The sequence below is a fragment of the Micrococcus sp. KRD012 genome, from assembly GCF_017168555.1.
Lineage (GTDB): Bacteria > Actinomycetota > Actinomycetes > Actinomycetales > Micrococcaceae > Micrococcus > Micrococcus luteus.
This window is the reverse complement of sequence record NZ_JABFBB010000007.1, coordinates 377,405-400,316: the sequence shown is the minus strand read 5'-3', so window position 1 is coordinate 400,316 and position 22,912 is coordinate 377,405. Positions and strand designations below refer to the sequence as shown.

At 73.0% G+C, this 22,912-nt stretch carries 17 protein-coding genes, 1 tRNA gene and 1 other RNA gene; 9 read left to right on the top strand and 10 right to left on the bottom strand.

Annotation, left to right across the window (positions count from 1 at the left end):
• A partial coding sequence (locus J1M37_RS05205) for a DNA polymerase III subunit gamma and tau (protein WP_206452231.1) occupies nt 1-2,051 on the bottom strand: 2,051 nt, incomplete at its 3' end.
• Nucleotides 2,052-2,129: 78 nt separating this feature from the next.
• Here J1M37_RS05205 and J1M37_RS05200 point away from each other — a divergent pair.
• Complete coding sequence (locus tag J1M37_RS05200; protein WP_049146682.1) at nt 2,130-2,795, top strand: malonic semialdehyde reductase; 666 nt, start codon at nt 2,130-2,132, stop codon at nt 2,793-2,795.
• 39 nt (nt 2,796-2,834) lie between these two features.
• Here the strand turns inward: J1M37_RS05200 and gluQRS are convergent, their stop codons facing one another.
• Both gluQRS and ffs read right to left on the bottom strand, forming a co-directional pair.
• On the bottom strand, nt 2,835-3,821 hold the full coding sequence (gluQRS, locus tag J1M37_RS05195; protein WP_170748230.1) for a tRNA glutamyl-Q(34) synthetase GluQRS: 987 nt from the start codon (nt 3,819-3,821) through the stop codon (nt 2,835-2,837).
• A 16-nt stretch (nt 3,822-3,837) separates the two neighbouring features.
• An RNA gene (ffs, locus tag J1M37_RS05190) (signal recognition particle sRNA small type) lies at nt 3,838-3,934 on the bottom strand.
• A gap of 155 nt (nt 3,935-4,089) precedes the next feature.
• Between ffs and J1M37_RS05185 the strand changes: the two genes are divergently transcribed.
• A tRNA-Ser gene (locus J1M37_RS05185) sits at nt 4,090-4,175 on the top strand.
• A gap of 218 nt (nt 4,176-4,393) precedes the next feature.
• Nucleotides 4,394-5,956, top strand: coding sequence for an alanine/glycine:cation symporter family protein (locus tag J1M37_RS05180; protein WP_206452230.1), 1,563 nt, complete (start codon nt 4,394-4,396; stop codon nt 5,954-5,956).
• Nucleotides 5,957-6,043: 87 nt separating this feature from the next.
• Here the strand turns inward: J1M37_RS05180 and poxB are convergent, their stop codons facing one another.
• Nucleotides 6,044-7,759, bottom strand: coding sequence for a ubiquinone-dependent pyruvate dehydrogenase (gene poxB / locus J1M37_RS05175; protein ID WP_049146688.1), 1,716 nt, complete (start codon nt 7,757-7,759; stop codon nt 6,044-6,046).
• A 130-nt stretch (nt 7,760-7,889) separates the two neighbouring features.
• A complete protein-coding gene (locus J1M37_RS05170; RefSeq protein ID WP_206452229.1) occupies nt 7,890-8,786 on the bottom strand; it encodes a haloacid dehalogenase in 897 nt (298 codons plus the stop codon).
• Between the two features lie 64 nt (nt 8,787-8,850).
• Between J1M37_RS05170 and J1M37_RS05165 the strand changes: the two genes are divergently transcribed.
• Together J1M37_RS05165 and J1M37_RS05160 are read left to right on the top strand one after the other, a co-directional pair.
• On the top strand, nt 8,851-9,672 hold the full coding sequence (locus J1M37_RS05165) for a TspO/MBR family protein (protein ID WP_206452245.1): 822 nt from the start codon (nt 8,851-8,853) through the stop codon (nt 9,670-9,672).
• A gap of 150 nt (nt 9,673-9,822) precedes the next feature.
• Entirely contained in the window at nt 9,823-10,830 is a 1,008-nt protein-coding gene (locus J1M37_RS05160; RefSeq protein ID WP_206452228.1) for a thermonuclease family protein, read from the top strand.
• Nucleotides 10,831-10,923: 93 nt separating this feature from the next.
• Here the strand turns inward: J1M37_RS05160 and J1M37_RS05155 are convergent, their stop codons facing one another.
• The 3 genes from J1M37_RS05155 to J1M37_RS05145 all read right to left on the bottom strand — a co-directional run bounded on the left by J1M37_RS05155 (nt 10,924) and on the right by J1M37_RS05145 (nt 14,646).
• The gene (locus tag J1M37_RS05155; RefSeq protein WP_227717929.1) at nt 10,924-12,021 is read right to left on the bottom strand and encodes a YihY/virulence factor BrkB family protein; all 1,098 of its coding nucleotides are present in this window, start codon (nt 12,019-12,021) and stop codon (nt 10,924-10,926) included.
• A 107-nt stretch (nt 12,022-12,128) separates the two neighbouring features.
• A complete protein-coding gene (locus J1M37_RS05150; RefSeq protein WP_036384036.1) occupies nt 12,129-13,547 on the bottom strand; it encodes an L-serine ammonia-lyase in 1,419 nt (472 codons plus the stop codon).
• A gap of 184 nt (nt 13,548-13,731) precedes the next feature.
• Complete coding sequence (locus J1M37_RS05145; RefSeq protein ID WP_206452227.1) at nt 13,732-14,646, bottom strand: NUDIX hydrolase; 915 nt, start codon at nt 14,644-14,646, stop codon at nt 13,732-13,734.
• A gap of 179 nt (nt 14,647-14,825) precedes the next feature.
• Here J1M37_RS05145 and J1M37_RS05140 point away from each other — a divergent pair, with 179 nt between their 5' ends.
• From J1M37_RS05140 to J1M37_RS05130, 3 genes are all read left to right on the top strand, one after another.
• Entirely contained in the window at nt 14,826-15,608 is a 783-nt protein-coding gene (locus tag J1M37_RS05140) for an electron transfer flavoprotein subunit beta/FixA family protein (RefSeq protein ID WP_095347321.1), read from the top strand.
• Nucleotides 15,605-16,642: an electron transfer flavoprotein subunit alpha/FixB family protein gene (locus tag J1M37_RS05135; RefSeq protein ID WP_144879291.1), complete on the top strand. Its 1,038-nt coding sequence runs from the start codon at nt 15,605-15,607 to the stop codon at nt 16,640-16,642. Before J1M37_RS05140 ends, J1M37_RS05135 begins: the two co-directional genes overlap by 4 nt.
• Before the next feature lie 474 nt (nt 16,643-17,116).
• Nucleotides 17,117-17,968, top strand: coding sequence for a hypothetical protein (locus J1M37_RS05130; protein ID WP_241250830.1), 852 nt, complete (start codon nt 17,117-17,119; stop codon nt 17,966-17,968).
• 65 nt (nt 17,969-18,033) lie between these two features.
• Here the strand turns inward: J1M37_RS05130 and aceB are convergent, their stop codons facing one another.
• Both aceB and aceA read right to left on the bottom strand, forming a co-directional pair.
• A complete protein-coding gene (gene aceB / locus J1M37_RS05125; RefSeq protein WP_206452226.1) occupies nt 18,034-19,797 on the bottom strand; it encodes a malate synthase A in 1,764 nt (587 codons plus the stop codon).
• Between the two features lie 33 nt (nt 19,798-19,830).
• The gene (aceA, locus tag J1M37_RS05120) at nt 19,831-21,138 is read right to left on the bottom strand and encodes an isocitrate lyase (RefSeq protein WP_095695228.1); all 1,308 of its coding nucleotides are present in this window, start codon (nt 21,136-21,138) and stop codon (nt 19,831-19,833) included.
• A 269-nt stretch (nt 21,139-21,407) separates the two neighbouring features.
• Here aceA and J1M37_RS05115 point away from each other — a divergent pair, with 269 nt between their 5' ends.
• Nucleotides 21,408-22,874: a helix-turn-helix domain-containing protein gene (locus J1M37_RS05115; RefSeq protein WP_078025969.1), complete on the top strand. Its 1,467-nt coding sequence runs from the start codon at nt 21,408-21,410 to the stop codon at nt 22,872-22,874.
• Nucleotides 22,875-22,912 lie beyond the last annotated feature (38 nt).

Sequence of the window (22,912 nt, the reverse complement as noted above, 5' to 3'; positions counted from 1 at the left end):
GAGGACTCCGGCTCGCGCGGGGCCGGACCCGGCACCGGGGCGGGGCGGTTCGGCTGTGTCGCCGGTCGGTCGGGCCGACTCTGCTGCGGGGCCGGACGCTCAGGCCGGTCCGTCCGCGCCGGTCCGGCCGGGCGAGTGCCGGACTGTGCGCGGGCGTCCCCGGTCGGGGCGTCCCCGCCGAGGATCAGGTCGAGCCGCGGGCGGATGCCGAGCACCTGGTGGACGGCCTCGCCGAGCACGCGGTCGCCGCCCCGGCCGAGCAGCGACTGGCGGGGCCCGTCCTGCTGGAAGCCGATCGTCAGCAGCGAGCCGTCGTAGCCCGCGACGCTCGCGTTGTCCTTCACCAGCATCCACACCAGCCGAGAGGCGTCCTCGAGGGCCGCGAGGATGTCCGGCCAGGCCCGGCGGATCATCTCCACCTGGCTCGCCGCCGGGGCGGGAGCGGGGCTCGACGGCGCGGCACCGGTGCTGTCCTGGGCCTGGGGCCGGCCCTCGGGCTCGGGGCGGCCCTCAGGCTCGGGGCGGCTCCCGACCTCCGGGCGACGCGCGCCCTCGGCACGGGCCCCGGCCTCGGCCGGTTCGGGTCGTCCGGGCTGCGGCGGCTGCTGCGGACGCTCGGACCTCGTGGTCCCGGCGGCGGCGTCCCCCTCCGGCGCCTCGGCCGCGGCGGGCTGGGCGGGCGGTGCCCAGCGCTCCGGCGGGGCGGTCGGCGCCGTCGACGCGGGCTCCTCCGTCCGCCGCATGGCGGCCCGGGCGAGCGCGGCACCGGTCAGAGGGCCGGAGCCGTCCGCGTTCCCGGCCGACCCGCCGCCGTCCGCGGCGGGCGTGCCGGACCGGGCCGGCGTCGTCGTGCCCTCCGGGGTGCCGTCCTCGACGGGCGCGGCGCCACCGAGTTCGAGGCGCCGTTCGAGGGCCTCGAGGCGGGCGGCCAGGCCGCGGTGCGTCTCGTCCGAGGCGGGCAGCAGCAGGCGCGCCATGAGCAGCTCGAGGTGCAGGCGGGGACTCGTGGCACCCACCATGTCCGTCAGCGCGAGGTTGGTGATGTCCGCGAGGCGGGAGAGCTCCGCGCGGGAGAGCTGCGCGGCCTGCGCCGAGAGACGCCGCACCTGGTCCTCCGGCATGCCGTGCAGGATCGCCCCGGCCTCCTCCGGCAGGGCGCGTGCGATCACGAGGTCGCGGAAGCGGTCCAGCAGGTCCTCGACGAAGCGGCGCGGGTCCTGGCCGGACTGCACCACGCGGTCCACCACGCGGAACACCGTGGGCGTGTCGTCGGCGGCGACGGCGTCGATCACGTCGTCCAGCAGGGCTTCCGGGGTGAAGCCGAGCAGGCTCACCGCGAGCTCGTAGGAGACCTGGCCCTCCTGGGCACCCGCGATCAGCTGGTCCAGCACGGAGAGCGTGTCACGCACCGAGCCCGTGCCGGCGCGCACCACGAGCGGCAGCACGCCCTTCTCCACGGACACGCCCTCCTCCGCGCACAGCTGCTCGAGGTAGGCGATGAGCGGCTCCGGCGGCACGAGCCGGAACGGGTAGTGGTGGGTGCGGGAGCGGATGGTCCCGATGACCTTCTCCGGCTCCGTGGTGGCGAAGATGAACTTCAGGTGCTCCGGCGGCTCCTCCACGATCTTGAGCAGCGCGTTGAAGCCCGCCGCGGTGACCATGTGCGCCTCGTCGATGATGAGGATCTTGTAGCGGTCCCGGACCGGGGCGAACGTGGCCCGCTCGCGCAGGCCGCGGGCGTCCTCCACACCGCCGTGCGAGGCCGCGTCGATCTCCAGCACGTCCAGCGAGCCCGGCCCGCCGGTGGCCAGGTCCCGGCACGAGTCGCACTCGCCGCACGGCGTGGGCGTGGGGCCTTGGGCGCAGTTCAGGCAGCGCGCGAGGATGCGGGCGGACGTGGTCTTGCCGCAGCCGCGCGGGCCGGAGAAGAGGTAGGCGTGGTTCACGCGGTCCTTCGCCAGTGCGGTGCGCAGCGGGACCGTGACATGGTCCTGCCCGATCACGTCCTCGAAACGGTCCGGGCGGTAGCGGCGGTACAGGGCGGTGCTCACCCTCGAAAGCCTATCCGGCGGGCGGACGGGCTAAGGGAGCCGGGGAATGCGCCCACCCACCGGCCCGTTCCCTGGCCCATGACCACCACGCACATGCACACCGACGCCGAGGACACGATCCACCCCACGCAGCCGGCCCCGGACGCGGGACCGCTGAGTCAGGCCGAGATCGACCGCCTCTTCGCGGACCGCCACACGACGCAGCTCTTCTCGGACGAGCCCGTCGACCTCGCGCTGATCGAGCGGGCCTACGCGGACCTCCGCTGGGCGCCGACCGCCATGAACAACCAGCCGCTGCGGCTCGACGTCGTGGACAGCCCCGAGGCCCGCGCCCGCCTGGCTCCGCTGATGATCGAGTTCAACCGGGAGAAGACGGAGCGCGCCCCGCTCACGCTGATCGCCTCCTACGACCTCGACTGGCACCGCCACATGGGCCACCTCGCCCCGTTCCGGGAGGGCTTCGAGGAGGATGCCGAGGGCAAGCCGGGCATGCGCGAGGGGATGGGCCGCACGAACGCGCTCATCCAGGTGGGCTACCTGCTCGTGGCCTTGCGCGCCCACGGGCTCGAGGTCGGCCCCATGGCCGGGTTCGACGCCGCCGCCGTGGACGCCGAGTTCCATGCGGACCGTGCCTGGAAGTCCCTCCTGGTGATCAACGTGGGCCACGCCGCCGCAGACGACGAGAAGGCGCAGCAGCCCCGCCAGGGCCGCCTCGACTTCGACCAGGCCGCCCAGGTCCTCTGACCGGGGCCGGGCCTGCGGCGGACCAGGGCGCCGGCCCGCTCAGAGCCCGGTGAACACCCACGGATCACGCGGCAGGGCGGCCGGGTCGAACGCGGGCACGGCGGCCGCCAGCGGTCCCGCGGGCAGGCCGAGGGACTCCAGCAGCCGGTCCCGCACCCGCTCGGGGGTCCACGCCGGGTCCTGCGCGGCGAGGTCCTTGAGGGTCACGGCGCCGTCCCGCTTGGCCAGCCGCCGCCCCTCCGTGTTCAGCACGAGCGGCACGTGCAGGTACTCCACCGCAGGCGTCGGCTCCCCGCGCGCGGCGCACAGCGCCTCGGCCAGCCAGCGCTGGCGCGGGGCCGAGTCGAGCAGGTCGTCGCCGCGGACCACCTGGTCCACGTCCTGCGCCAGGTCGTCCACGACGACGGCCAGGTTGTACGCGTACGCCCCGTCGTTCCGGCGCAGCACCAGGTCGTCGACCAGGCCCGTGACGTCGCCGTGCAGCACGTCCACGGCGGTCGCGCGCGGGATCTCACCGTCCGGCAGGCCCGCGACCTTCGCCGCGTCGATCCGCAGGGCGGCGGGACGCACCCGCCGTCGCTCGGCCCGCTCGGCCTCGGTCAGGCCGCGGCAGGTGCCCGGATAGAAGCCGGGCGGACGCAGCGGCACGGCGCCGCCGGAGGCGGGGGCGCCGTCGTCGGGTCGCGGGTGCGGGGCCGACGTCGCCTCGGCGATGTCCTTGCGCGAGCAGAAGCACTCGTAGACCGCGTCCGCGCCGTGCGCGGCGCGCAGGGCGGCCACGGCGGCGTCGTACAGGGCGGTGCGCTCGGACTGGCGCACCGGCTCGGCGTCCCAGTCCAGCCCGACGGCGGCCAGGTCCGCCCGCTGGTCGGCCTCGGCCCCGGAGCGGACGCGGTCCAGGTCCTCGATCCGCAGCAGGAAGGCGCGGTCCGTGGCGCGCGCGGCGAGCCACGCGACGAGCGCGGTGCGCAGGTTGCCCAGGTGCAGGCTTCCCGTGGGGGAGGGGGCGTAGCGTCCGGCGGGCATGGGATCTCCTGGGGAAAGTGAAGACCCCTCACGCACCTGCCAGAGCCCACCTACCCTTGCTACCTTCCGGTCCTGGGGGAGTTCAGCGAGATGACACCACGTGAGGGGCCGCCGACGACTCTACCAGGGTGGCGGCGGGCGCGGCGATTCGGGCCGCGGCGAGCCCCGGGCCGGGCCCGCGCCTCCCGCGGGGGATTGGCGCGGCCCAGGACGATCTGGTTATGATGGAGCCTGCCCTCGCGCGGTCCGCCGCATGAGGGCGCACCAAGGAGGATTCGCCTAGCGGCCTATGGCGCACGCCTGGAACGCGTGTTGGGTTAACAGCCCTCGGGGGTTCAAATCCCCCATCCTCCGCAGATAAGCCCCGGGACCCCAGTGGTTCCGGGGCTTTTCGCATGTCGGGGACCGCTGTCGACGGGGGAGGGCGCGCCCGGACTCCTCATCCGCCCCGCTGGATGCGAGACGCGGGTCACATTTGCGCGTATCCTTCTCCCCAGTCGTCCGGGACTGCCGGCGGCCGCCGCTCGGAACTCGCACCGCACCGGCCATCCCCACCCCGATCTGGAGACCCCATGTCCTTCGCAGATCTCATCACCACCGTGAACAACGTCATCTGGTCCCCGGCCCTGATCTGGCTCTGCCTGATCGTCGGCCTCTACTTCACCGTCCGGACCATGTTCCTGCAGTTCGTGAACATCCCGGACATGGTGAAGCAGCTCCGCGAGGGCCAGGACTCCGCGGACGGCACCTCGTCCCTCCAGTCCCTCATGATGTCGCTCGCCGGCCGCGTCGGCATGGGCAACATCGGCGGCGTCGCCACGGCCATCGCGTTCGGCGGCCCCGGCGCCGTGTTCTGGATGTGGGTCATGGCCCTGCTCGGCGCCGCCACATCCTTCATCGAGTCCACGCTCGGCCAGATCTACAAGGAGCGCGACCCGGACACCGGCGAGTACCGCGGCGGCCCGGCGTACTACTTCGAGAAGGCCTACAAGCACACGGCCGCCGCCCCCGCCTTCAAGGCGTACGCGATCCTGTTCGCCGTCGTCACCGTCTTCGCCACCAGCTACTTCCTGCCGGGCGTGCAGGCCAACGGCGTGGCCGCGGCCGTGGGCGAGGCGTGGGCCGTGCCCGCCTGGGTCGTGGCCCTGGCCATGGTCATCCTGCTGGCCTTCATCGTCCTGGGCGGCGTGAAGCGCATCGCGACGTTCGCCGTCTACGTGGTGCCCGTGATGGCCGTGCTGTACATCATCCTCGCGCTGATCGTGCTGTTCCTGAACTTCGACCAGATCCCCGAGGTCTTCGGCTCCATCTTCGCCAGCGCGTTCGGCGTGCACGCCGTGTTCGGCGCGATCCTCGGCCTCGCCATCCAGTGGGGCGTGAAGCGCGGCGTCTACTCCAACGAGGCCGGCCAGGGCACGGGCCCGCACGCCGCCGCGGCCGCCGAGGTCTCGCACCCAGCCAAGCAGGGCTTCGTGCAGGCGTTCGCCGTGTACATCGACACGCTCTTCGTCTGCTCGGCCACCGCGTTCATCATCATCTCCACGGGCGCCTACCGGGTGTACTCGGACGGGTCCGGCTCCGGCCTGCTGTTCGAGGGCATCGTCTCGCCGACGGCCTCCGAGGGCCCGGCCTTCGTCCAGACCGGCTTCGACGCCATGTTCTCCGGCTTCGGCCCCACGTTCGTGGCCGTGGCGCTGGCGTTCTTCGCCTTCACCACGATCGTGGCGTACTACTACATGGCCGAGGTCAACATCGTGTTCCTCACGCGCAACCTGCGCAACGGCATGGTCCGCCGCGTCGCGCTGCGCTTCCTGCAGGCCCTGATCCTCGTGTCGGTGGCCTACGGCGCCGTCGCCACCACGGGTGCGGCCTGGGGCCTCGGCGACATCGGCGTGGGCTCCATGGCCTGGCTGAACATCCTCGGCATCCTGGTGCTGCAGGGCCCGGCCCTCAAGGCCCTCAAGGACTACCGCGCACAGAAGCGCCAGGGTCTCGACCCGCAGTTCGACCCGCGCCCGCTCGGCATCCGCAACGCGGACTTCTGGGAGCACCGCGCCGACGGCCTGATCACCCAGGGCGTCGCCGGCACGGCCGAGCACCCGATCGTCGCCGAGGGCGGCGCCCACCGCGCCTGACCTACCGGCGGGGCTGGGCTCTCCCCGCCCCACCACGACGACGGCCCGGACGCCGCCAGCGTCCGGGCCGTCGTCGTGCGCGGCAGGTCAGAAGAGCTGGCGCAGGTTCGCCTTCGCGAGGTCGAGCAGCTTGGTGCCCTTGCCGTCCAGGACGGTGCGCATGGCGTAGAGCGCGAAGCCCTTGGCTTGCTCGAACTCGATGCTCGGCGGGATCGTCAGCTCCTGACGCTCGGTCTTGACCACCAGCAGCGCCGGCCCGTCGTGGGCGAGGAACTCGCGCATCACCGCGGGCAGGTCCGTCGTGTGGTCCGCGCGGAAGCCCTTGATGCCGATCGCCTCCGCGATCGCCGCGAAGTCCGGGTTCTCCAGGCTCGTCCCGTAGGGGACGAACCCGGCGGCCATCATCTCGAGCTCCACGAAGTTCAGCGAGTCGTTGTCGAACACGAGCGTCTTCACGGGCAGGCCGTTCTGCACGAACGACATCAGCTCGCCGAGCATCATGGCCAGCCCGCCGTCGCCGGCCATCGCCACCACCTGGCGGGTGGGGTCGACCGCCTGGGCGCCGACCGCCTGGGTGACCGCGTTGGCCATGGAGCCGTGGGACAGGGAGCCGATGATCCGGCGGCGCCCGTTCATCGTCAGGTACCGGGAGGCCCAGACCACCGGGGAGCCGACGTCGGGCAGGAACACCACGTCGTCGTCGGCCAGCTCGTCGAGGAGGCGGGCCACATACTGCGGGTGCACGCGTCCACGACCCGGGGTGGCCAGCTGGTCGAGGTCCTTGCGGGTCTTGGCGTAGTGCTTGAGCGCCTTGTCCAGGAACGCCGACGACGAGTTCCCGCGCAGCAGCGGCAGCAGGGCCTGGGCCGTCTCCTTCACACCGCCCACGAGCGGCACGTCCACGGCCACCCGTCGGCCGATCTGCTCGCCGCGCACGTCCACCTGGATGACCGTGGCGTCCTCGGGGTAGAACTGCCGGTACGGCAGGGAGGAGCCGAGGATCAGCAGCGTCTCGGCCTCCTTGAGCGCGTGGTAGCCGGAGGCGAAGCCGAGCAGGCCGGTCAAGCCGACGTCATACGGGTTGTCGTACTCGATCCGGTCCTTGCCGCGCAGCGCGTGGACGATCGGGGCCTGCAGGCGCTCCGCCAGGGCCACGACCTCGTCGTGGGCGCCGGCCGCGCCCGCGCCGGCCAGGATGGTGATCCGCTTGGACGAGTCCAGGGCCTCGGCGGCCTCGCGCAGCACGGAGTCGGCCGGGATGACGCGGGACGGCGTGTGACGGATCACCTCGGGCTTCGCGGAGAGCTCGGTGAGGGCCACGTCGCCCGGGATCACGAGCACGGCCACGCCCCGCTGCTCGACGGCGGCCCGCATCGCGGTGCGCAGCATCCGGGGCATCTGGTCCGCCGAGGAGACGTGCTCCACGTAGACGGAGCACTCGCGGAACAGGTCCTGCGGGTGGGTCTCCTGGAAGTAGCCCGAGCCGATCTCCTCCGACGGGATGTGCGCGGCGATCGCGAGCACCGGGGTGCGGGAGCGCTGCGCGTCGAACAGGCCATTGATCAGGTGGAGGTTGCCCGGACCGCACGAGCCCACGCAGACCGCGAGCTCGTCCGTGAGCTGGGACTCGGCGGAGGCGGCGAAGGCCGCGGTCTCCTCGTGCCGGGTGTGCACCCACTGGATGCCGCCGTGGGAGCGCAGGGCCTCGGTCAGCCCGTTGAGGGAGTCCCCGGGCACGCCGTACATGCGGCGCACGCCCGAGGCGTGGAGGGTCTCGACGATGTTCTGGGCGACGGTGGCCACGGTGGAACCTCTCTCTGGTCGGGAGGCGCCCGGGCCGGTTCGGCAGGGGCGCGGCATTCCCTTCCACGCTAGGGGTCGAGGTCCAGGCCCGGGGAGGGTCGGCCGTCCGCAGAGGGGGCGTCCGGCCTGGTCAGCGCAGCAGGTCGCGCTCCACCCAGCGCAGCAGGGACTCGCCCGCCCGCTCGTGGACGTCGTCGGCGTCGCCGATGCCGCGTTCGGCGAGGATCGCCGCCGTCACCACGCCGTAGGGCTTCTCGGGGACGCCGTCGGCGGGCCGCACGTCCATGTGCTCCACGGCGAGTCCGCGCTCGTGCAGCCGGTCGGCCATGGCGTAGTCGCTGCGCGAGTCGCCCGCGGTGAGCCAGCGTTCGGGCACCGGGGTGCCCGCCTCCGCCAGCAGGTCGAAGCAGCGCTCGACGCCCAGGTCCTTGCCGGAGGAGCGGTGCTCGACGTCCACCGAGATCACCGAGGGGGCCACGCGCACCTCCTCGGCGAGTCCGCGCTCGGCGAGCAGATCCTCGACGCGCGCGGCGACGTCGTCGCGCACCCGCTCGTACTCCGTCTGGTCCGCGCCGACCGTCTTCTCGAGGGAGACCATGGCCAGCTTGGTGCGGTCGGTGAACTGCAGGTCCCCGGCGCGCTCATCGTTGAGAGCCCAGATCGCGTCACGGGTGTCCGCGTCGATGGCCATGTCCGGGTCGGTGCGGAGCCAGTCCGGGGCGGTGCCGTCCACGGTGACGTCGGGCAGGTCCCCGGAGGGCACCGCGGAGAACGGGAACCACACGGCGCCCTTCTCGCAGATCGCGTGGAAGGGAGCGTCGTCCGGGAGGCCCGCGTCGCGCAGCGGGGCGATCAGGTTGTGCAGGAGGAAGTCCGTGGAGCGGCCCGTGTTGAAGCCGACCGGCACCCCGCGCCTCGCGAGGCGGACGAGCACGTCGATGATCCCCTCCGGCACGGTCCGGGTCTCGGTGGAGGCCACGGGGCCGTCCACGTCCAGCAGGAGTCCGATCGGGGAGGGAGTGCGCATGCCCCCACCCTAGGCCGCGGCGTCGGGGCCGAAGGGGCTGTCCTCGACGGGCGGCCGGGTGGCCATGCTCGTGGTCGTGATCCTCGCGATCGTGGCCGCGTTCCTGGGCTCCGGCGTCGTCGGCGGCCTGACCCCCGTGGCCGAGGCCGCGGGCGGCTGGCTCGGCCCGGACGCCACCTGGGTGTCCCCGGCGACCCCCGCGTTCGGCATCTGGTCCGTGATCTACGCGGGCCTGTTCGCCTACGCCGTGTGGCAGTTCCTCCCCTCGGGCCAGTCCGCCCGTCACGACCGCCTGCGACCGTGGATCCTGGTCTCGGTGCTGCTCAACGCCGCGTGGATCTGGACGGTGCAGGCCGGGCTGCTGGGGCTGAGCGTCGTGGTGATCGCGCTGCTGCTGGCGTGCCTGGCGTGGATCCTGGTGCTCCTCGAATCCGTCCGTGCGCACAGCTGGGGGGAGCGGATCCTCCTGGATGGGGTGCAGGGCCTGCATCTGGGCTGGGTCTCGATCGCCGCCGTGGCGAACCTGGCCGCGTGGCTGGCCTCGACCGGCGTCGTCGGCGATCCGGGGCAGTCGTCCCTCTGGGCGAAGGTGATGCTCGTGGTGGCCGTGCTGATCGGCGCGTTCACGGCCGTGTACAACGGCGGCCGCCCGGCTCCGGCGTTCGCGCTCGCGTGGGGTCTGGTGTGGATCGGCGTCGGCCGCGCGGACGGCACGGGGCTGCTCTCGGGCAGCCTCGCCCTCCTGGCGTGGGGCGGCGCCGCGATCGTCCTGCTGTGCTGGCTGGCCGCGCTGCTGCTCTCCCGCCGGTCCGCGACGGGCGAGGCCCGCGACCTCGTCCTCGACGCCCTCGACGGCGGCGGCGACCCCATCGACGGCCGCCGCTGACCCCCGTCGTCATTGACGGAACGGGGACCGATGCTGTCGTGACGTGCGGCAACACCTGTGCCTCCCACCTGCGATGATGTGGTGATCCGAAGGCCCCGCCTCACGGCGGGGCCTTCGTCATGTCCCCGTCCCTTCCCCTCCAGGATCCTCGTGCCCCTTGCCCGTCTGCGCGCGGCGCTCCCCGCGGCCGCACTGTCTCTGCTCCTGCTCACCGGCTGCACCGCCACCGACGACGGCGTCACCCCGGAGAGCGATGCCGACACCTCCGCGTCGGTCAGCACGATGCCGACGACGCCCACCCCGTCCGTCGACGCGGCTGCGACGAGCCGTGCCGCTGCGTCGTCGCTGGCCGCCTCCTCCGCCGCGCAGAGCTCGCGCGCCGCGGCGTCGTCCTCGATCGAGGCTGCGCAGTCGCGTGCCGCACGTGCCGCGGAGGAGTCGCGTACTGCTGAAGGCTCCCGCAGTGCCGAGCCGGCGGCGCCCGCCGCCCCGGCCGACGTCGAGGGAGACGTGGTCACGGTCGAGTCGATCTCGGACGGCGACACGCTCCGCGTGACCCTCGGCGAGGTGTCCACGCGGGTGCGCCTGCTCAACATCGACACCCCCGAGACCCACCACCCCTCGAAGCCGGTCGAGTGCATGGGACCGGAGGCGACGGCGGCGCTGAAGTCGATGATCAGCCCCGGCGACACGGTGGTGCTGCGGTACGATCGCCGGCTCTACGACCGCTACGACCGCCTCCTCGCCGGCGTGTACGCCGAGGGCGTCCTGCTCAACGCCGAGATGGCCCGCCTGGGCTACGGCGAGCCGGCGGTCTTCGACGGCAACGACCGTTTCCTGCCCGAGGTCGAGGCGGCGTGGGAGCAGGCCCGGGCGAACGGCGTCGGCAGGTTCTCCGGGGAGTGCGGCACCGCGGCCGAGCCCATCCCGGAGGCGGCCCCGGCCCCCGCCCCGGAGGCGGCCCCCGCGTCCGGCGACGCGGGGCCGGTGAGCGGAGCCGACTCCGTGTGCCCGGACTCCCACCCGGTCAAGGCCAACGACAACTCGGGCATCTACCACGTGCCCGGTCAGCAGCACTACGGCAGGACCAACGCGCGCCACTGCTACGCCTCCGCCGCCGCGGCCCAGGCGGACGGCTACCGCGCGGCCCAGCGCTGAGGGCCCCGCGCACGACGACGGCCGCCCACCTCGCCAGGTGAGCGGCCGTCGTTGTCGGTGCGGAACGTGCGCTCGGCGCCGCGCCGGGCGCGGTCAGCGGCCCTCGTGGACCGCCCGCAGTTCGTAGCCGCGCTCCTCCACGGCCGTCTGCTTCTCGGCGCGCTTCTCCACCCCGGCCACGTCCTTCGGGGGCAGCTGCACCCGAGCCTCGGCGGGCAGGCCGGCCTCGAGCTGGCGGGCACGCTCCACCTCGGCGTCGACCTCCAGGCCGAGCAGCAGCACGATGTTGAAGATCCACAGGGCGAACAGCAGCGCCATGACCGTGCCGATCGCACCGTACGCCGAGTAGCCGGCGAACTGCGTGAAGTACACGGACAGGGCCACCGCGGCCAGCACCATGCCCACCAGCGCCACGATGTTGCCGGGGCCGAAGAGGTGGAAGCGCGGCTTCTGGACGTTCGGGGTGGTGTAGTACAGGGTCGCGATCAGCACCAGCAGGATCACGACGACGACAGGCCACTTCGCCCACGCCCACACCGGCAGGAACGTGTCCGAGAGGAAGTTCACCACGCCGGTCATGCCGAGCGGCCCGGCGATCGGCTGGAGGAAGCCGTCCACGAGCGAGCGGTTCAGCGCCAGCGAGAGCAGCACGACCACGATGCCCACGATCAGGATGAGCGTGGTGAGCAGGTTGGTCAGCGTCAGCTTCACCAGGCCGCGGCCCTCCTCGTAGCCGTACACCGTGTTGGCCGAGCGGTTGAACGCCTTCACGTACGCGGAGGCGGACCACAGGGCGGTCGCGATGCCGATGATGAGGGCGATGATCCCGCCGCCTGAGCCGGCCGAGTCGCTCATGGTGGTCACCAGGTTCGTGACGAGCGGCTGGTAGTCGCTCGGGACCAGGCCGGTCAGCTCCCCCAGCAGATCGTCGATGGCCCCGCGGTTGGAGGCGAGCACGAGGGACAGGATGGAGAACACGGCCAGCAGGGAAGGAGCCAGCGAGAGCACCAGGTAGTAGGTGAGCTTCGCGGCCAGGTCGGTGCCGCCGTCGTTGCCGAACTCCTTGAGCGCGCGTGTGAGCGCGTACTTCCAGCCGGCGCCGTCGAGCTTCACGCCCTTGAGCCTCTCGGCACGCTGGTCGGGATCGATCTTCGCGGCCTCCAGGGTCGCGTCCACAGGATGAATGGCCACGTCGGTCCTCTCGCGCTCGGGGGCAGGGTGCGGGTCGGGCCCCACGGTAGCGGACGGGTGCCCCGTCCGTCCCGACCGGAGCGGCGCTGGGCCGCGGACCCGGGCGATCAGCACTCGATGACGTTCACGGCCAGGCCGCCGCGCGAGGTCTCCTTGTACTTGGACTTCATGTCCGCGCCGGTGTCGCGCATGGTCGTGATGGCCTGGTCCAGGGTCACCCGGTGCGAGCCGTCCCCCAGCAGCGCCAGCCGGGCCGCGTTGATGGCCTTCACCGACGCGATCGCGTTGCGTTCGATGCACGGCACCTGGACGAGGCCGCCCACGGGGTCGCACGTCAGCCCGAGGTTGTGCTCGATCCCGATCTCGGCCGCGTTCTCCACCTGGTCCACGGTGCCGCCGAGCACGGCGCACAGGGCGCCCGCCGCCATGGAGCAGGCCGAGCCGACCTCGCCCTGGCAGCCGACCTCGGCGCCGGAGATGGAGGCGTTGCGCTTGTACAGGATGCCGATCGCCGCCGCGGTGAGCAGGAACTCGACCACCTTGTCGTCCCGCTCCTGCTGCGTGGCGCCCTCGGGGAGCACGAAGCGCATGTAGTAGAGCATGACGGCCGGGATGATGCCCGCGGCGCCGTTCGTGGGCGCGGTGACGATGCGCCCGCCCGAGGCGTTCTCCTCGTTCACCGCGAGCGCGAAGAGGTTGACCCACTCCATGGCCCACATAGGGTCGGTGCGGTCGGTGGTCTGGAGCAGGTGCTCCCGCAGCGCGGGGGCCCGACGGCGGACCTTCAGTCCGCCGGGCAGGATCGGCTCGGTGCGGGACACGCCGTTGTGGACGCATTCCTCCATGACGGCCCAGATGGCCAGCAGCTGGGTGCGCAGCTCGTCGAGGTCGTGGCGGGTGGCCTCGTTGGCGAGCATGAGCTCCGCGATGCTCAGGCCCGCCTCGTGACAGCGGGCGGCGAGCTCGGCGCCCGTGGAGAAGGGGTACGGTTCGCCGGTGTCGCCGTCGTCGGTGCGGTTGACGTCCTTGGTGGCGTCCAACTCGGCCTCGAGCTCGTCCGAGGTGACCACGAAGCCGCCGCCCACGGAGTAGTAGTCGCGGGTGTGAAGCTGTTCGCCGGCGTCGTCGTAGGCGGTCAGGCGCATGCCGTTCGGATGCCCGGGCAGGGACTCGCGCATGTGCAGCGTCAGGTCCGCCTGCCGGTCGAAGGCGATCTCGTGGCGCCCGTCCAGGGGCAGCCGACCGCCCGTGACGATCTCCTCCACGAGCCCGGTGCAGGCGTCCGGGTCGATGGTCTCGGGGTCCTGGCCGGCCAGGCCGAGCAGCACCGCGGTGTCCGAGCCGTGGCCCACGCCGGTGGCCGCCAGCGAGCCGAACAGCTCGGCGTGCACGCGGGCCGTGCGCTCGAGGACGCCGTGCTGGCCCATGCTGTCCGTGAAGCGGCGGGCAGCGCGCATGGGCCCCACGGTGTGGGACGAGGACGGGCCGATGCCGATCGAGAACAGGTCGAGGACGCTGAGCGCCATGCAGTGCTCCTAGGGTGCGAGCGGGACGCGCGGTGGCCGGGGGTGGGGGCCGGACGCGCGGAGCCGGGTGATCCGGTGCAGACCAGACTAGGGGCACGGGGCCCGGCAGGCCATGGGGTCGCGGCTCGTGGTCCGCGCTGCTCTCCGGCCCGTCGCCCACCGCACGGACCGGAGACGGGAGCGCTCAGAGGATGTTGTCCTTGGACTCCTCCACCTGCGCGGCCGCGCGGAACGCCGTCAGGTCACGCAGATACTCGTCCGCGTGGGGGAACACGGGCCCCTGCCCGGCCACGAGCATGACCCCCTCGAGGGGCTCGAACCGGGAGCGGCCCGCGTGGACGTCCTCGCCGGCGTCGACCAGGGTGCGCAGCTGCCACCACGTGGGGGCCATCAGGTTGACCTTGCCGGCCCGGAAGCGGCGCAGCAGCTCGGCGGGGGACGCCCAGCCGTGGCTGGCCGCCTCGGAGGACATCCGCTCGGGGGACTGGCCCTGCGGCAGGTGGACGGCGAAGAAGAACGTGTCGTAGCGGCGCGGGCCCCCGTGCGGGGTGATCCACCGGGACCACGGCACGAGCGCGCCGGCGTCGGGGCGCAGCCCCTCGCGGTCGAGCAGCTCCCCGAAGTCCACCTCGTGGCGCTCGACGGCGTCGCGCAGCTCGTCGGGGAACGCGGCCACCCGGGCCGGGTCCACGGGGGTGCCGGTGACGGCGTCCCGGGCCAGGAGCACTCCGGTCTCCTCGAACGTCTCGCGGACGGCGGCGGCCAGCACGCGGCCGGCGCCCTCGGCGGGGTCGAGCTCCGTGAGGGTGCCGTGGGCGTCCACGGGTTCGCGCGGCAGCCCCAGGCGCCGGCCCCAGTCGGCCAGATCCGTGCCCTCCCACAGCCGGTCCGGCAGGTCGTCCGCGGGGTCCACGCGGCCGCCGGGGAAGGCCGTGGCGTGGGCGCTGAAGGCCATGGTCCCGGCGCGGCGGACGGTGAACACCGAGATCTCGCCGCTGGCCCCGGGCCGGACCAGCACGAGGGAGGAGGCGGGCACCGCCGGGACCCGGGGCCGGTCCTCGGCGGCCGGCGGCTCGGCGGGCGGGGCGGCGGGGCTCACGGTGCCTCCTCGGTTCGGGCGATCATGGTCCGGACGCACGGGCCGACGACGGCGGCCCCGGCCGCTCCCGCGCGGGGGTCATGCGGCCCGGACGTGCGCGGACCCGTAGTCTGTAGCGTAAGTCACCGTGCTCGGGGCGGAGGCCCCGGGGCGAGACCGCGACCCAAGGAGGAGAGGCCGTGAAGATCCTGGTGCTGGCCAAGCAGGTGCCGGACACGTGGCAGGAGCGTGAGCTGAGCCTGGAGACCGGCTGGGTGGTGCGCGACGGCGCGGCCGAGCCCGTGCCGGACGAGATCAGTGAGCGCGTCATGGAGGTCGCCCTGGGCTGGCGGGACGCCGGCGCGGACGTCGAGGTCGTGGCCCTGACGGTGGGCCCCGAGGACTCCTCGAAGACCCTGCGCAAGATGCTGGCCATGGGCGCGGACTCCGCCGTGCAGATCACCGACGACGCGCTCGTCGGCTCGGACGCCGTGGAGACGGCCCGCGTGATCGCCGCGGCCGTCGAGAAGGAGGGCGCCGACCTCGTGCTCGCCGGCACGCTGTCCACGGACGGCGGCACCGGCGTGGTGCCGGCCATGGTCGCCGAGCTCCTGGACCGGCCCTACCTGCCGCACGCCGAGGCCCCCGAGCTGGCCGACGGCGAGCTGACCGGCACCGTGGCGACCTCGGACGCGGACGTGCGCGCCGCCGTCGCCCTGCCCGCCGTGGCGGGCCTGACGGAGAAGACCGCGGAGCCGCGGTTCCCGAACTTCAAGAACATCATGGCGGCCAAGAAGAAGCCGCTCACCGTGCTGTCCCTGGCCGACCTCGGCATCGCCGCGGGCCCGGCCGAGGCCGCCTACCGCTCCGTGATGGTCTCGGCGGACACGCGTCCCGAGCGTGCCGCGGGCGAGAAGATCACCGACGACGGCACCGCCGCCGAGCGGCTGGTGGAGTTCCTCGCGGGTCGGGGGCTCGTGTGAGCGCGAACGTGGAGGAGACCGAGATGACGACGCAGACCGACGCCGCGAACAGCGGTCAGACCGTGCTGGTGCACGCCGAGATCGGCGCGGACGGCGCGCTCCGCCCGGTCGTGGCCGAGCTGCTCGGCGCCGCCGCAACCGTGGGCGTGCCCGAGGCCGTCCTCGTGACCGGCGCGGAGGGCAGGGACGCCGCCGTCGCCCGTCTGGGGGAGTACGGCGCCACGCGCGTCCACGTCCTCGTGGCCGACGACGCCGCCACCACCCTCGGCGACGCCGCCGTGCAGGCCCTCGCCGCCGCGGCCGCCCGCACCGCGCCCGTGGCCGTGCTGATCTCCAGCAGCCCCGAGTCCCGCGCGGTGGCCGGCCGCCTGTCCGTCCGCGCCCGCGGCCCCGTCTGCGCGGATGCCGTGGGGCTGCGCTGGGCCGACGACGAGGTCATCGCCCGCCACTCCGTGTTCGGCGGCGACTACCTCAGCGAGTCCACCGGCGAGGGCGGCCCCCGGATCATCACCGTGCGCCCCGGCGCCGTCGCGGACCGGGCCCCGGCCGTCGAGGCGCCCGAGGTCGTGGAGCTGGCCGCCGCCGAGCTGGGCCCGGTGACCGCCGGCGCCCGGGTGCTCGAGGTGAACGCCCGCACGCAGAACTCCGCCCGTCCGCCGTTGCGCGGCGCCAAGACCGTCGTCGCCGGCGGACGCGGCGTGGGCTCCGAGGAGGGCTTCGCGATCGTCGAGCAGCTCGCCGACGAGCTCGGCGCCGCCGTGGGCGCCTCGCGTGCCGCCGTCGACTCCGGCTACACCGCGGCCGAGCGCCAGGTGGGCCAGACCGGCGTGATCGTGTCCCCGAACCTGTACATCGCCCTCGGCATCTCCGGCGCCATCCAGCACCTGGCCGGCATGAAGACCGCCAAGACCATCGTGGCGATCGACAAGAACGAGGACGCCGAGATCTTCGAGCACGCCGACTTCGGCGTGGTCGGGGACATCTTCCAGGTGGTCCCGCAGGTCATCGAGCAGCTGCGCACCCGCCGCGGCTGAACCGGTGCGGGCGCGGTCCGCTGCGGACCGCGCCCCTCGGACGAGGAGAAGCATGCCCAAGCAGCGAATGGCCGGCTACGTCCCCCTGAAGGGCGCCCCGGCCGAGACCGAGCCCGCCCCCCCGCGCCCGCCCGCCGCCGTGCCCCGCTGGCCGTCGGCGTCGCCGCCCTCGCCCTCGCCCTGGCCGGCTGCGGCTCGGCCGGCCAGTCCGGTGAGCCCGCCTCGTCGACTGCCGCGGCGCCCAGCGGATCGGCGGCCTCGGCCGCGGCCGGCTCGGCCACGGAGAGCCCCACCGACCCCGCGTCCGCCGCGGCGTCCCGCGTCCGTGAGGCCCTCGCGTCGGAGTCCGCCGAGGGCACCCCGCGCGCCGAGCCGCGTCAGGCGTTCGAGACCGTCGGCCCGGGCATCAAGGACGGCGCCGCCACCGAGGCCTGGAAGAACACGGCCGCGGTCCGCAACGACACCGTCTCCGTGATGGACTGCACGCGCGACGTCCTGGACCAGCGCACCCTGGACGCCGTCGCCACGCACATCCCGGACAGCTCGAACATCGAGATCGTGCAGCTGTTCGCCTCGCAGGACGAGACCCACGAGTTCCTCACCTGCGTCTACAACGGCTACTTCGAGTACAGCCCCGGCATGCCCCTGGCGCAGGTCCACTACCAGCACAACCTCGACGGCTCCCGCCTGGAGTGGTGCCAGGAGGAGCCCGCCGCCGTGGCGGACGAATACACGTTCGACCCGAAGACCGGCAAGGGGCTGCTCGCCCTGCTGCGCCCCGGCATGGTCGGCGGCCAGGACGGCGCCCCCCTGCTGCCCCAGCGCACCGCGTGGGCCTGCTCCGAGGACGGCAGCGAGATGGTCTCCGTGACCATGGGCTCGATGGAGGGCTTCGGTGACGCCAACGGCGGCCTCACCCAGGTGAAGAACTCGCCGGTCGCGCAGAGCACCACCCTCGTCACCGAGACCCGCGACCACCTCGCGGACACCGTGCTGAAGGACGCCGGGGACTTCCAGGAGGTCATCAAGCTCAGCTCGCCGTTCTTCCTGAACGCGCAGATGGACGAGGAGGCCCTGGCCCAGGCCCGGGAGATCCCCACCGGCCGCGTGCCCGACGAGCTGCTGAACAACCAGTCCACGATCGACCGCCCCGAGGGCGCCCCCGGCCCCGTGGCCCCCGGCCAGCCGCCGCGGCCGTTCCAGGGTGCCGCGCGGGAGGCCGCCGAATCCCAGCGGGCCGCGGAGGCGTCCGCCTCGGCGTCGGCCAGCCCGTCACCGACGAAGTCGGCTTCGGCCTCCCCGTCCCCCTCCACGTCCGGGGACTGACACCCGGCACGACGACGGCCGGTCACCTCGTGAGGTGACCGGCCGTCGTCGTGGGGCCCGGCGGATCAGGCCTTCGCCGCGGCGTCGTCCTGACCGGCGAAGTGCCGGCGGTACGCGCCCAGGGTGAGGAACGCCGGGTACTCCGGCGGCAGGGCCGACTCGCAGAACACGCGCACCGCGTCCTCGAACCGGTGGCCCTCGGGCAGCGGGCCGGCGAGGATCCGAGCGTGCTCCTCGCGGATCAGCTGCTCCATCCAGCCGCGGTTGGCGGTCCGCACGCCGCCCTCGGTCAGCTGCACACCGGTGCCGTTGTGTGCCCACTGCCAGATCTGGGACCGGGAGATCTCCGCCGTGGCGGCGTCCTCCATGAGTCCGTGGATCGCGGCGGCGCCGTTCCTCCGCAGCCAGGACTCGATGTAGCGGATCCCGACCTCGATGTTCATCCGCACGCCAGCCTCGGTCACCGAGCCCGTGGTCGCGGCGATGTCGAGCAGGGCGGCCTCGTCCGGCACCACGTCCTCGCGGCGGCGGGTGCGGATCTGGTTCGGGGCCTCGCCGAGCACGGCGTCGAACTCCTCCCGGGCGACCGGCACGAGGTCCGGGTGCGCCACCCACGAGCCGTCGAAGCCGTCGCCGGCCTCGCGGGCCTTGTCCGCGCGCACCTTCTCCAGCGCGGCGGCGTTGGCCTCCTCGTTCCGGCGGTCCGGGATCACGGCAGACATGCCGCCGATCGCCGAGGCGCCGCGCCGGTGGCAGGCCCGGACCAGCTGCTCCGTGTAGGCCCGCATCATCGGCTGGGTCATGGTCACCTCCGAGCGGTCCGGGAGGACGAACTCGGCCCCGCGGTCCCGGAAGTTCTTGATGATGGAGAAGATGTAGTCCCAGCGGCCGGCGTTGAGGCCCGCGGCGTGGTTGCGCAGCTGGTACAGGATCTCCTCCATCTGGAACGCCGCGGTGATCGTCTCGATCAGCACGGTGGCCCGGATGGTGCCCTGGGGGATGCCCAGCTCGTCCTGCGCCGCCACGAACACGCAGTTCCACAGCCGCGCCTCGAGATGGGACTCGAGCTTGGGCAGGTAGAAGTACGGGCCGTGGCCGCGGCGGATCAGCTCGTCGGCGTTGTGGAAGAAGTACAGGCCGAAGTCCACGAGGGCGCCGGCCATCGGCTCGCCGTCCACACGGATGTGGTCCTCGAGGAGGTGCCAGCCGCGCGGGCGGACGATGATGGTCGGCCGGTCCGTGAGCTCGCGCTCGCGCAGCCGGTACTCCTTGCCCTCGGGGGAGGTGAAGTCGATCTGGTCGCGGATCGCGTCGAACAGGTTGACCTGCCCGTCCAGCATCCGGTCCCAGGACGGCGTCGAGGAGTCCTCGAAGTCGGCGAGCCAGCCCGAGGCGCCCGAGTTGAGGGCGTTGATCGTCATCTTCCGATCCACGGGGCCGGTGATCTCCACGCGGCGGTCCTGCAGGCCGGGGGCCAGCGGCGCCACACGCCAGGAGTCGTCCTCGCGGACCCGGCGGGTGGACCGCAGGTAGTGCGGGTTCCAGCCGTCGGTGATGCGGCGCCGGGTGTACTCCCGCTCCTCGAGCAGCCGCCGGCGGCGGTCCTCGGCCAGCCGGTGCAGGCGGCCGAGGAACGCCAGCGCCTCGTCCGTGAGGATCTCGGCCTGCCGCCCGTCGACCGGCCCGTGGACGGTCACCACGGGGGCGGCGCCCTCGGGGATGACGACGGGGATGGCCTGGGTGCTCACGTCATGCGGCAGGGGCGTGTGCTCCCGAACGTCGTCGGCATGGATCTCGTGCAGGGTGGGGGTCGTGGTCTGCGGGCTCATGGGACTGCCTCCTCGCGGTCTCGGCTGAGCGGATCAGTGGAACTGGCCGGACTCCGTGGAGCCCGCCAGGGCCACCGTGGAGCTGTCCGGGTTGATGGCGGTGGACACGGCGTCGAAGTAGCCGGTGCCGACCTCGCGCTGGTGCTTGGTCGCGGTGTAGCCGCGGGCCTCGTCGGCGAACTCGCGCTCCTGCAGCTCGACGTACGCGGACATCTGGCGCTCGTTGTATCCCTTGGCCAGGTCGAACATCGAGTGGTTCAGGGCGTGGAAGCCGGCCAGCGTGATGAACTGGAAGGTGTAGCCCATGGCGCCCAGCTCGCGCTGGAACTTGGCGATGGTGTCGTCGTCGAGGTTCTTCTTCCAGTTGAACGACGGCGAGCAGTTGTAGGCCAGCATCTGGTCCGGGAACTCGGCCTTGACGGCCTCGGCGAACTTCCGGGCCAGCTCGAGGTCCGGGGTGCCGGTCTCCATCCAGATCAGGTCCGAGTGGGGGGCGTAGGCCTTGGCGCGGGCGATGCAGGGCTCGACGCCGTTGCGGACCTTGTAGAAGCCCTCCGCGGTGCGCTCACCGGTGATGAACTCGGCGTCGCGCTCGTCCACGTCCGAGGTGATCAGGGTGGCCGCCTCGGCATCGGTGCGGGCGATGATCACGCTGGGCACGTCGGCGACGTCGGCGGCCAGGCGGGCGGCGTTGAGCGTGCGGATGTGCTGGCCGGTGGGGATGAGCACCTTGCCGCCGAGGTGGCCGCACTTCTTCTCGGAGGCCAGCTGGTCCTCCCAGTGCACACCGGAGGCGCCGGCGGTGATCATCGACTTCATGAGCTCGTAGGCGTTGAGCGGGCCGCCGAAGCCGGCCTCGGCGTCGGCCACGATCGGCACGAGCCAGTCCTCGACGCTGCTGACGCCCTCGGCGTGCTCGATCTGGTCCGCGCGCAGCAGGGCGTTGTTGATGCGGCGCACCACCTGCGGCACGGAGTTGGCCGGGTACAGGGACTGGTCCGGGTACGTGTGGCCGGAGAGGTTGGCATCCGCGGCGACCTGCCAGCCGGAGAGGTAGATGGCGCGCAGCCCGGCCTTGACCTGCTGGACGGCCTGGTTGCCGGTGAGGGCGCCGAGGGCGTTGGTGAAATCACCGCGGGCGTTCTCGTCCTTCAGCTGGGTCCACAGCTTCTCGGCGCCGCGGCGGGCCAGCGTGTGCTCCTCCTGGATCCGGCCGCGGAGACGGACGACGTCCTCGGCGGTGAAGCTGCGCTCGACGCCGGCCCAGCGGGGGTTGTGCTCCCAGTCGTGCTGGAGCTGCTCGGCGGAGGCGGGAGTGGAGTGGTGGGGCTGGGTGGTCATGACGTCCTCCTGAGGATCGGTCCGGTTCGGTGAGGGGTTCGGTGCGACGTGTCCGTCGCTGCCGTTGACATCCACCTTGGCCCCGGGCAAGGCCCTCTGGAGCACAAAATCGGTGGAAACTCCGGCTGTTCCTGCCACTGGGTCAGAACGTGACGGTCCTTGCGCCCCGGTGTGGTCTGGGTCACGACAACGGCCCCCCGCTTGTCAAGAATGTGACTTTCTTTCCGTCACACGTGATCTCCTCCCCGGTTCCGTCTACAGTTCCGCGCATGATGACCCGCCCGCTTCCCGAGGACAGCGCGACCGTGGACACCGTCGCGCTGGGCCGCCGCGTCCGGCACCTGCGCAAGCAGGCCGGCCTCACCCTGGACCAGCTCGCGGAGCGCACGGGAGTGAGCGGCTCCCACCTGTCCCTCGTGGAGAACGCCCGCCGCGAGCCGCGGCTCTCGCTGGTCCAGCGGATCGCGGAGGTCCTGGGCGTGCCGGTCGAGGACCTGCTCACCGGCCGGGCCCCCACCCGGCGGGCCGAACTGGAGATCGAGGTCGAACGGTTCGCGCGCTCGGAGCACTACGCCTCCCTCGGCCTGCCGCCGCTGCGCATCGGGCCCCGCACCCCCACCGAGGTCCTCGAGGTGATCGCGGGGCTGGAGGCCGAGCTGCGCCGTCGCCTGGAGGAGCAGGCCGCCACCCCCGAGGAGGCGCGCCGCGCCAACGCCCAGCTGCGCGCCCGGATGCGCGCGGTGGACAATCACTACCCCGACCTCGAGGCCGAGGCGCATCGGCTGCTCGACGCGATCGGCCACACGGGCGGGCCGCTGGGCCTGCACGCGGTCTCGGAGCTGGCCGAGCACCTCGGCTTCACCCTGCGCTTCGTCCCGGACCTGCCGCACTCCACGCGCTCCGTCACGGACCTCAAGCACGGGCGCATCCACATCAGCGGCTCCCGCTCGTCGGACCACGACCGCCGCACGGTGGTGCTCCAGGCCCTCGCCGCCGCCGTCCTGGGCCACGGCGAGCCGCGGGACTACGAGGACTTCCTCGCCCAGCGTGTGGCGGTGAACTACCTGGCGGGCGCGCTGCTCATGCCGCAGCGGGCGGCGTCGTCGCTGCTGCGGGCCGCCCAGAAGCGCCGGGACCTGTCCGTGGACGACCTGAAGGACGCGTTCGGCGTCTCCTATGAGGCCGCCGCGCACCGGTTCACCAACCTGGCCACCGTGGACCTGGGCATCCGCTGCCACTTCCAGAAGGTCCACGAGACCGGGGTGATCCACAAGGCCTACGAGAATGACGGGATCGTGTTCCCCGCCGACCACACCGGTGCGATCGAGGGCCAGCAGGCGTGCCGGAAGTGGGGCGCACGGCAGGCGTTCTCCCGCAACGACCGGTTCCGCGCCCACGCCCAGTACACGGACTCGCCCAACGGGACGTTCTGGTGCACCTCGATGATCGAGAACGGCCCCGACGGACTGTTCGCCCTCTCCGTGGGCACCCCGTTCGAGCATGCCCGGTACTTCCGCGGCGCGGACACCCGCCACCGGGTCACCTCCACGTGCCCGGATCCGCGCTGCTGCCGCCGCCCCGACCCCGAGCTCGAGGCCGCGTGGGGCGGGCACGTGTGGCCCGCGGCCCGCATGCACGCGCATCTGCTGGCGGCCATGCCCACGCAGACCTTCCCCGGTGTGGACGAGCGCGAGGTCTTCGAGTTCCTCCAGGCCCAGGAGGAGCGGGAGGGCTGAGGACGACGCCGGCCCGCACCCTCACGCGAGGGTGCGGG

Coding starts and splice junctions, on each gene's coding strand:
- aceB (WP_206452226.1), bottom strand. CDS start 19,797: ATGAGCCCGCAGACCACGACCCCCACCCTGCACGAGATCCATGCCGAC.
- J1M37_RS05180 (WP_206452230.1), top strand. CDS start 4,394: ATGTCCTTCGCAGATCTCATCACCACCGTGAACAACGTCATCTGGTCC.
- J1M37_RS05150 (WP_036384036.1), bottom strand. CDS start 13,547: ATGGCGCTCAGCGTCCTCGACCTGTTCTCGATCGGCATCGGCCCGTCC.
- J1M37_RS05200 (WP_049146682.1), top strand. CDS start 2,130: ATGACCACCACGCACATGCACACCGACGCCGAGGACACGATCCACCCC.
- J1M37_RS05115 (WP_078025969.1), top strand. CDS start 21,408: ATGATGACCCGCCCGCTTCCCGAGGACAGCGCGACCGTGGACACCGTC.
- J1M37_RS05165 (WP_206452245.1), top strand. CDS start 8,851: ATGCTCGTGGTCGTGATCCTCGCGATCGTGGCCGCGTTCCTGGGCTCC.
- gluQRS (WP_170748230.1), bottom strand. CDS start 3,821: ATGCCCGCCGGACGCTACGCCCCCTCCCCCACGGGAAGCCTGCACCTG.
- J1M37_RS05170 (WP_206452229.1), bottom strand. CDS start 8,786: ATGCGCACTCCCTCCCCGATCGGACTCCTGCTGGACGTGGACGGCCCC.
- J1M37_RS05130 (WP_241250830.1), top strand. CDS start 17,117: ATGGACTGCACGCGCGACGTCCTGGACCAGCGCACCCTGGACGCCGTC.
- aceA (WP_095695228.1), bottom strand. CDS start 21,138: ATGACCACCCAGCCCCACCACTCCACTCCCGCCTCCGCCGAGCAGCTC.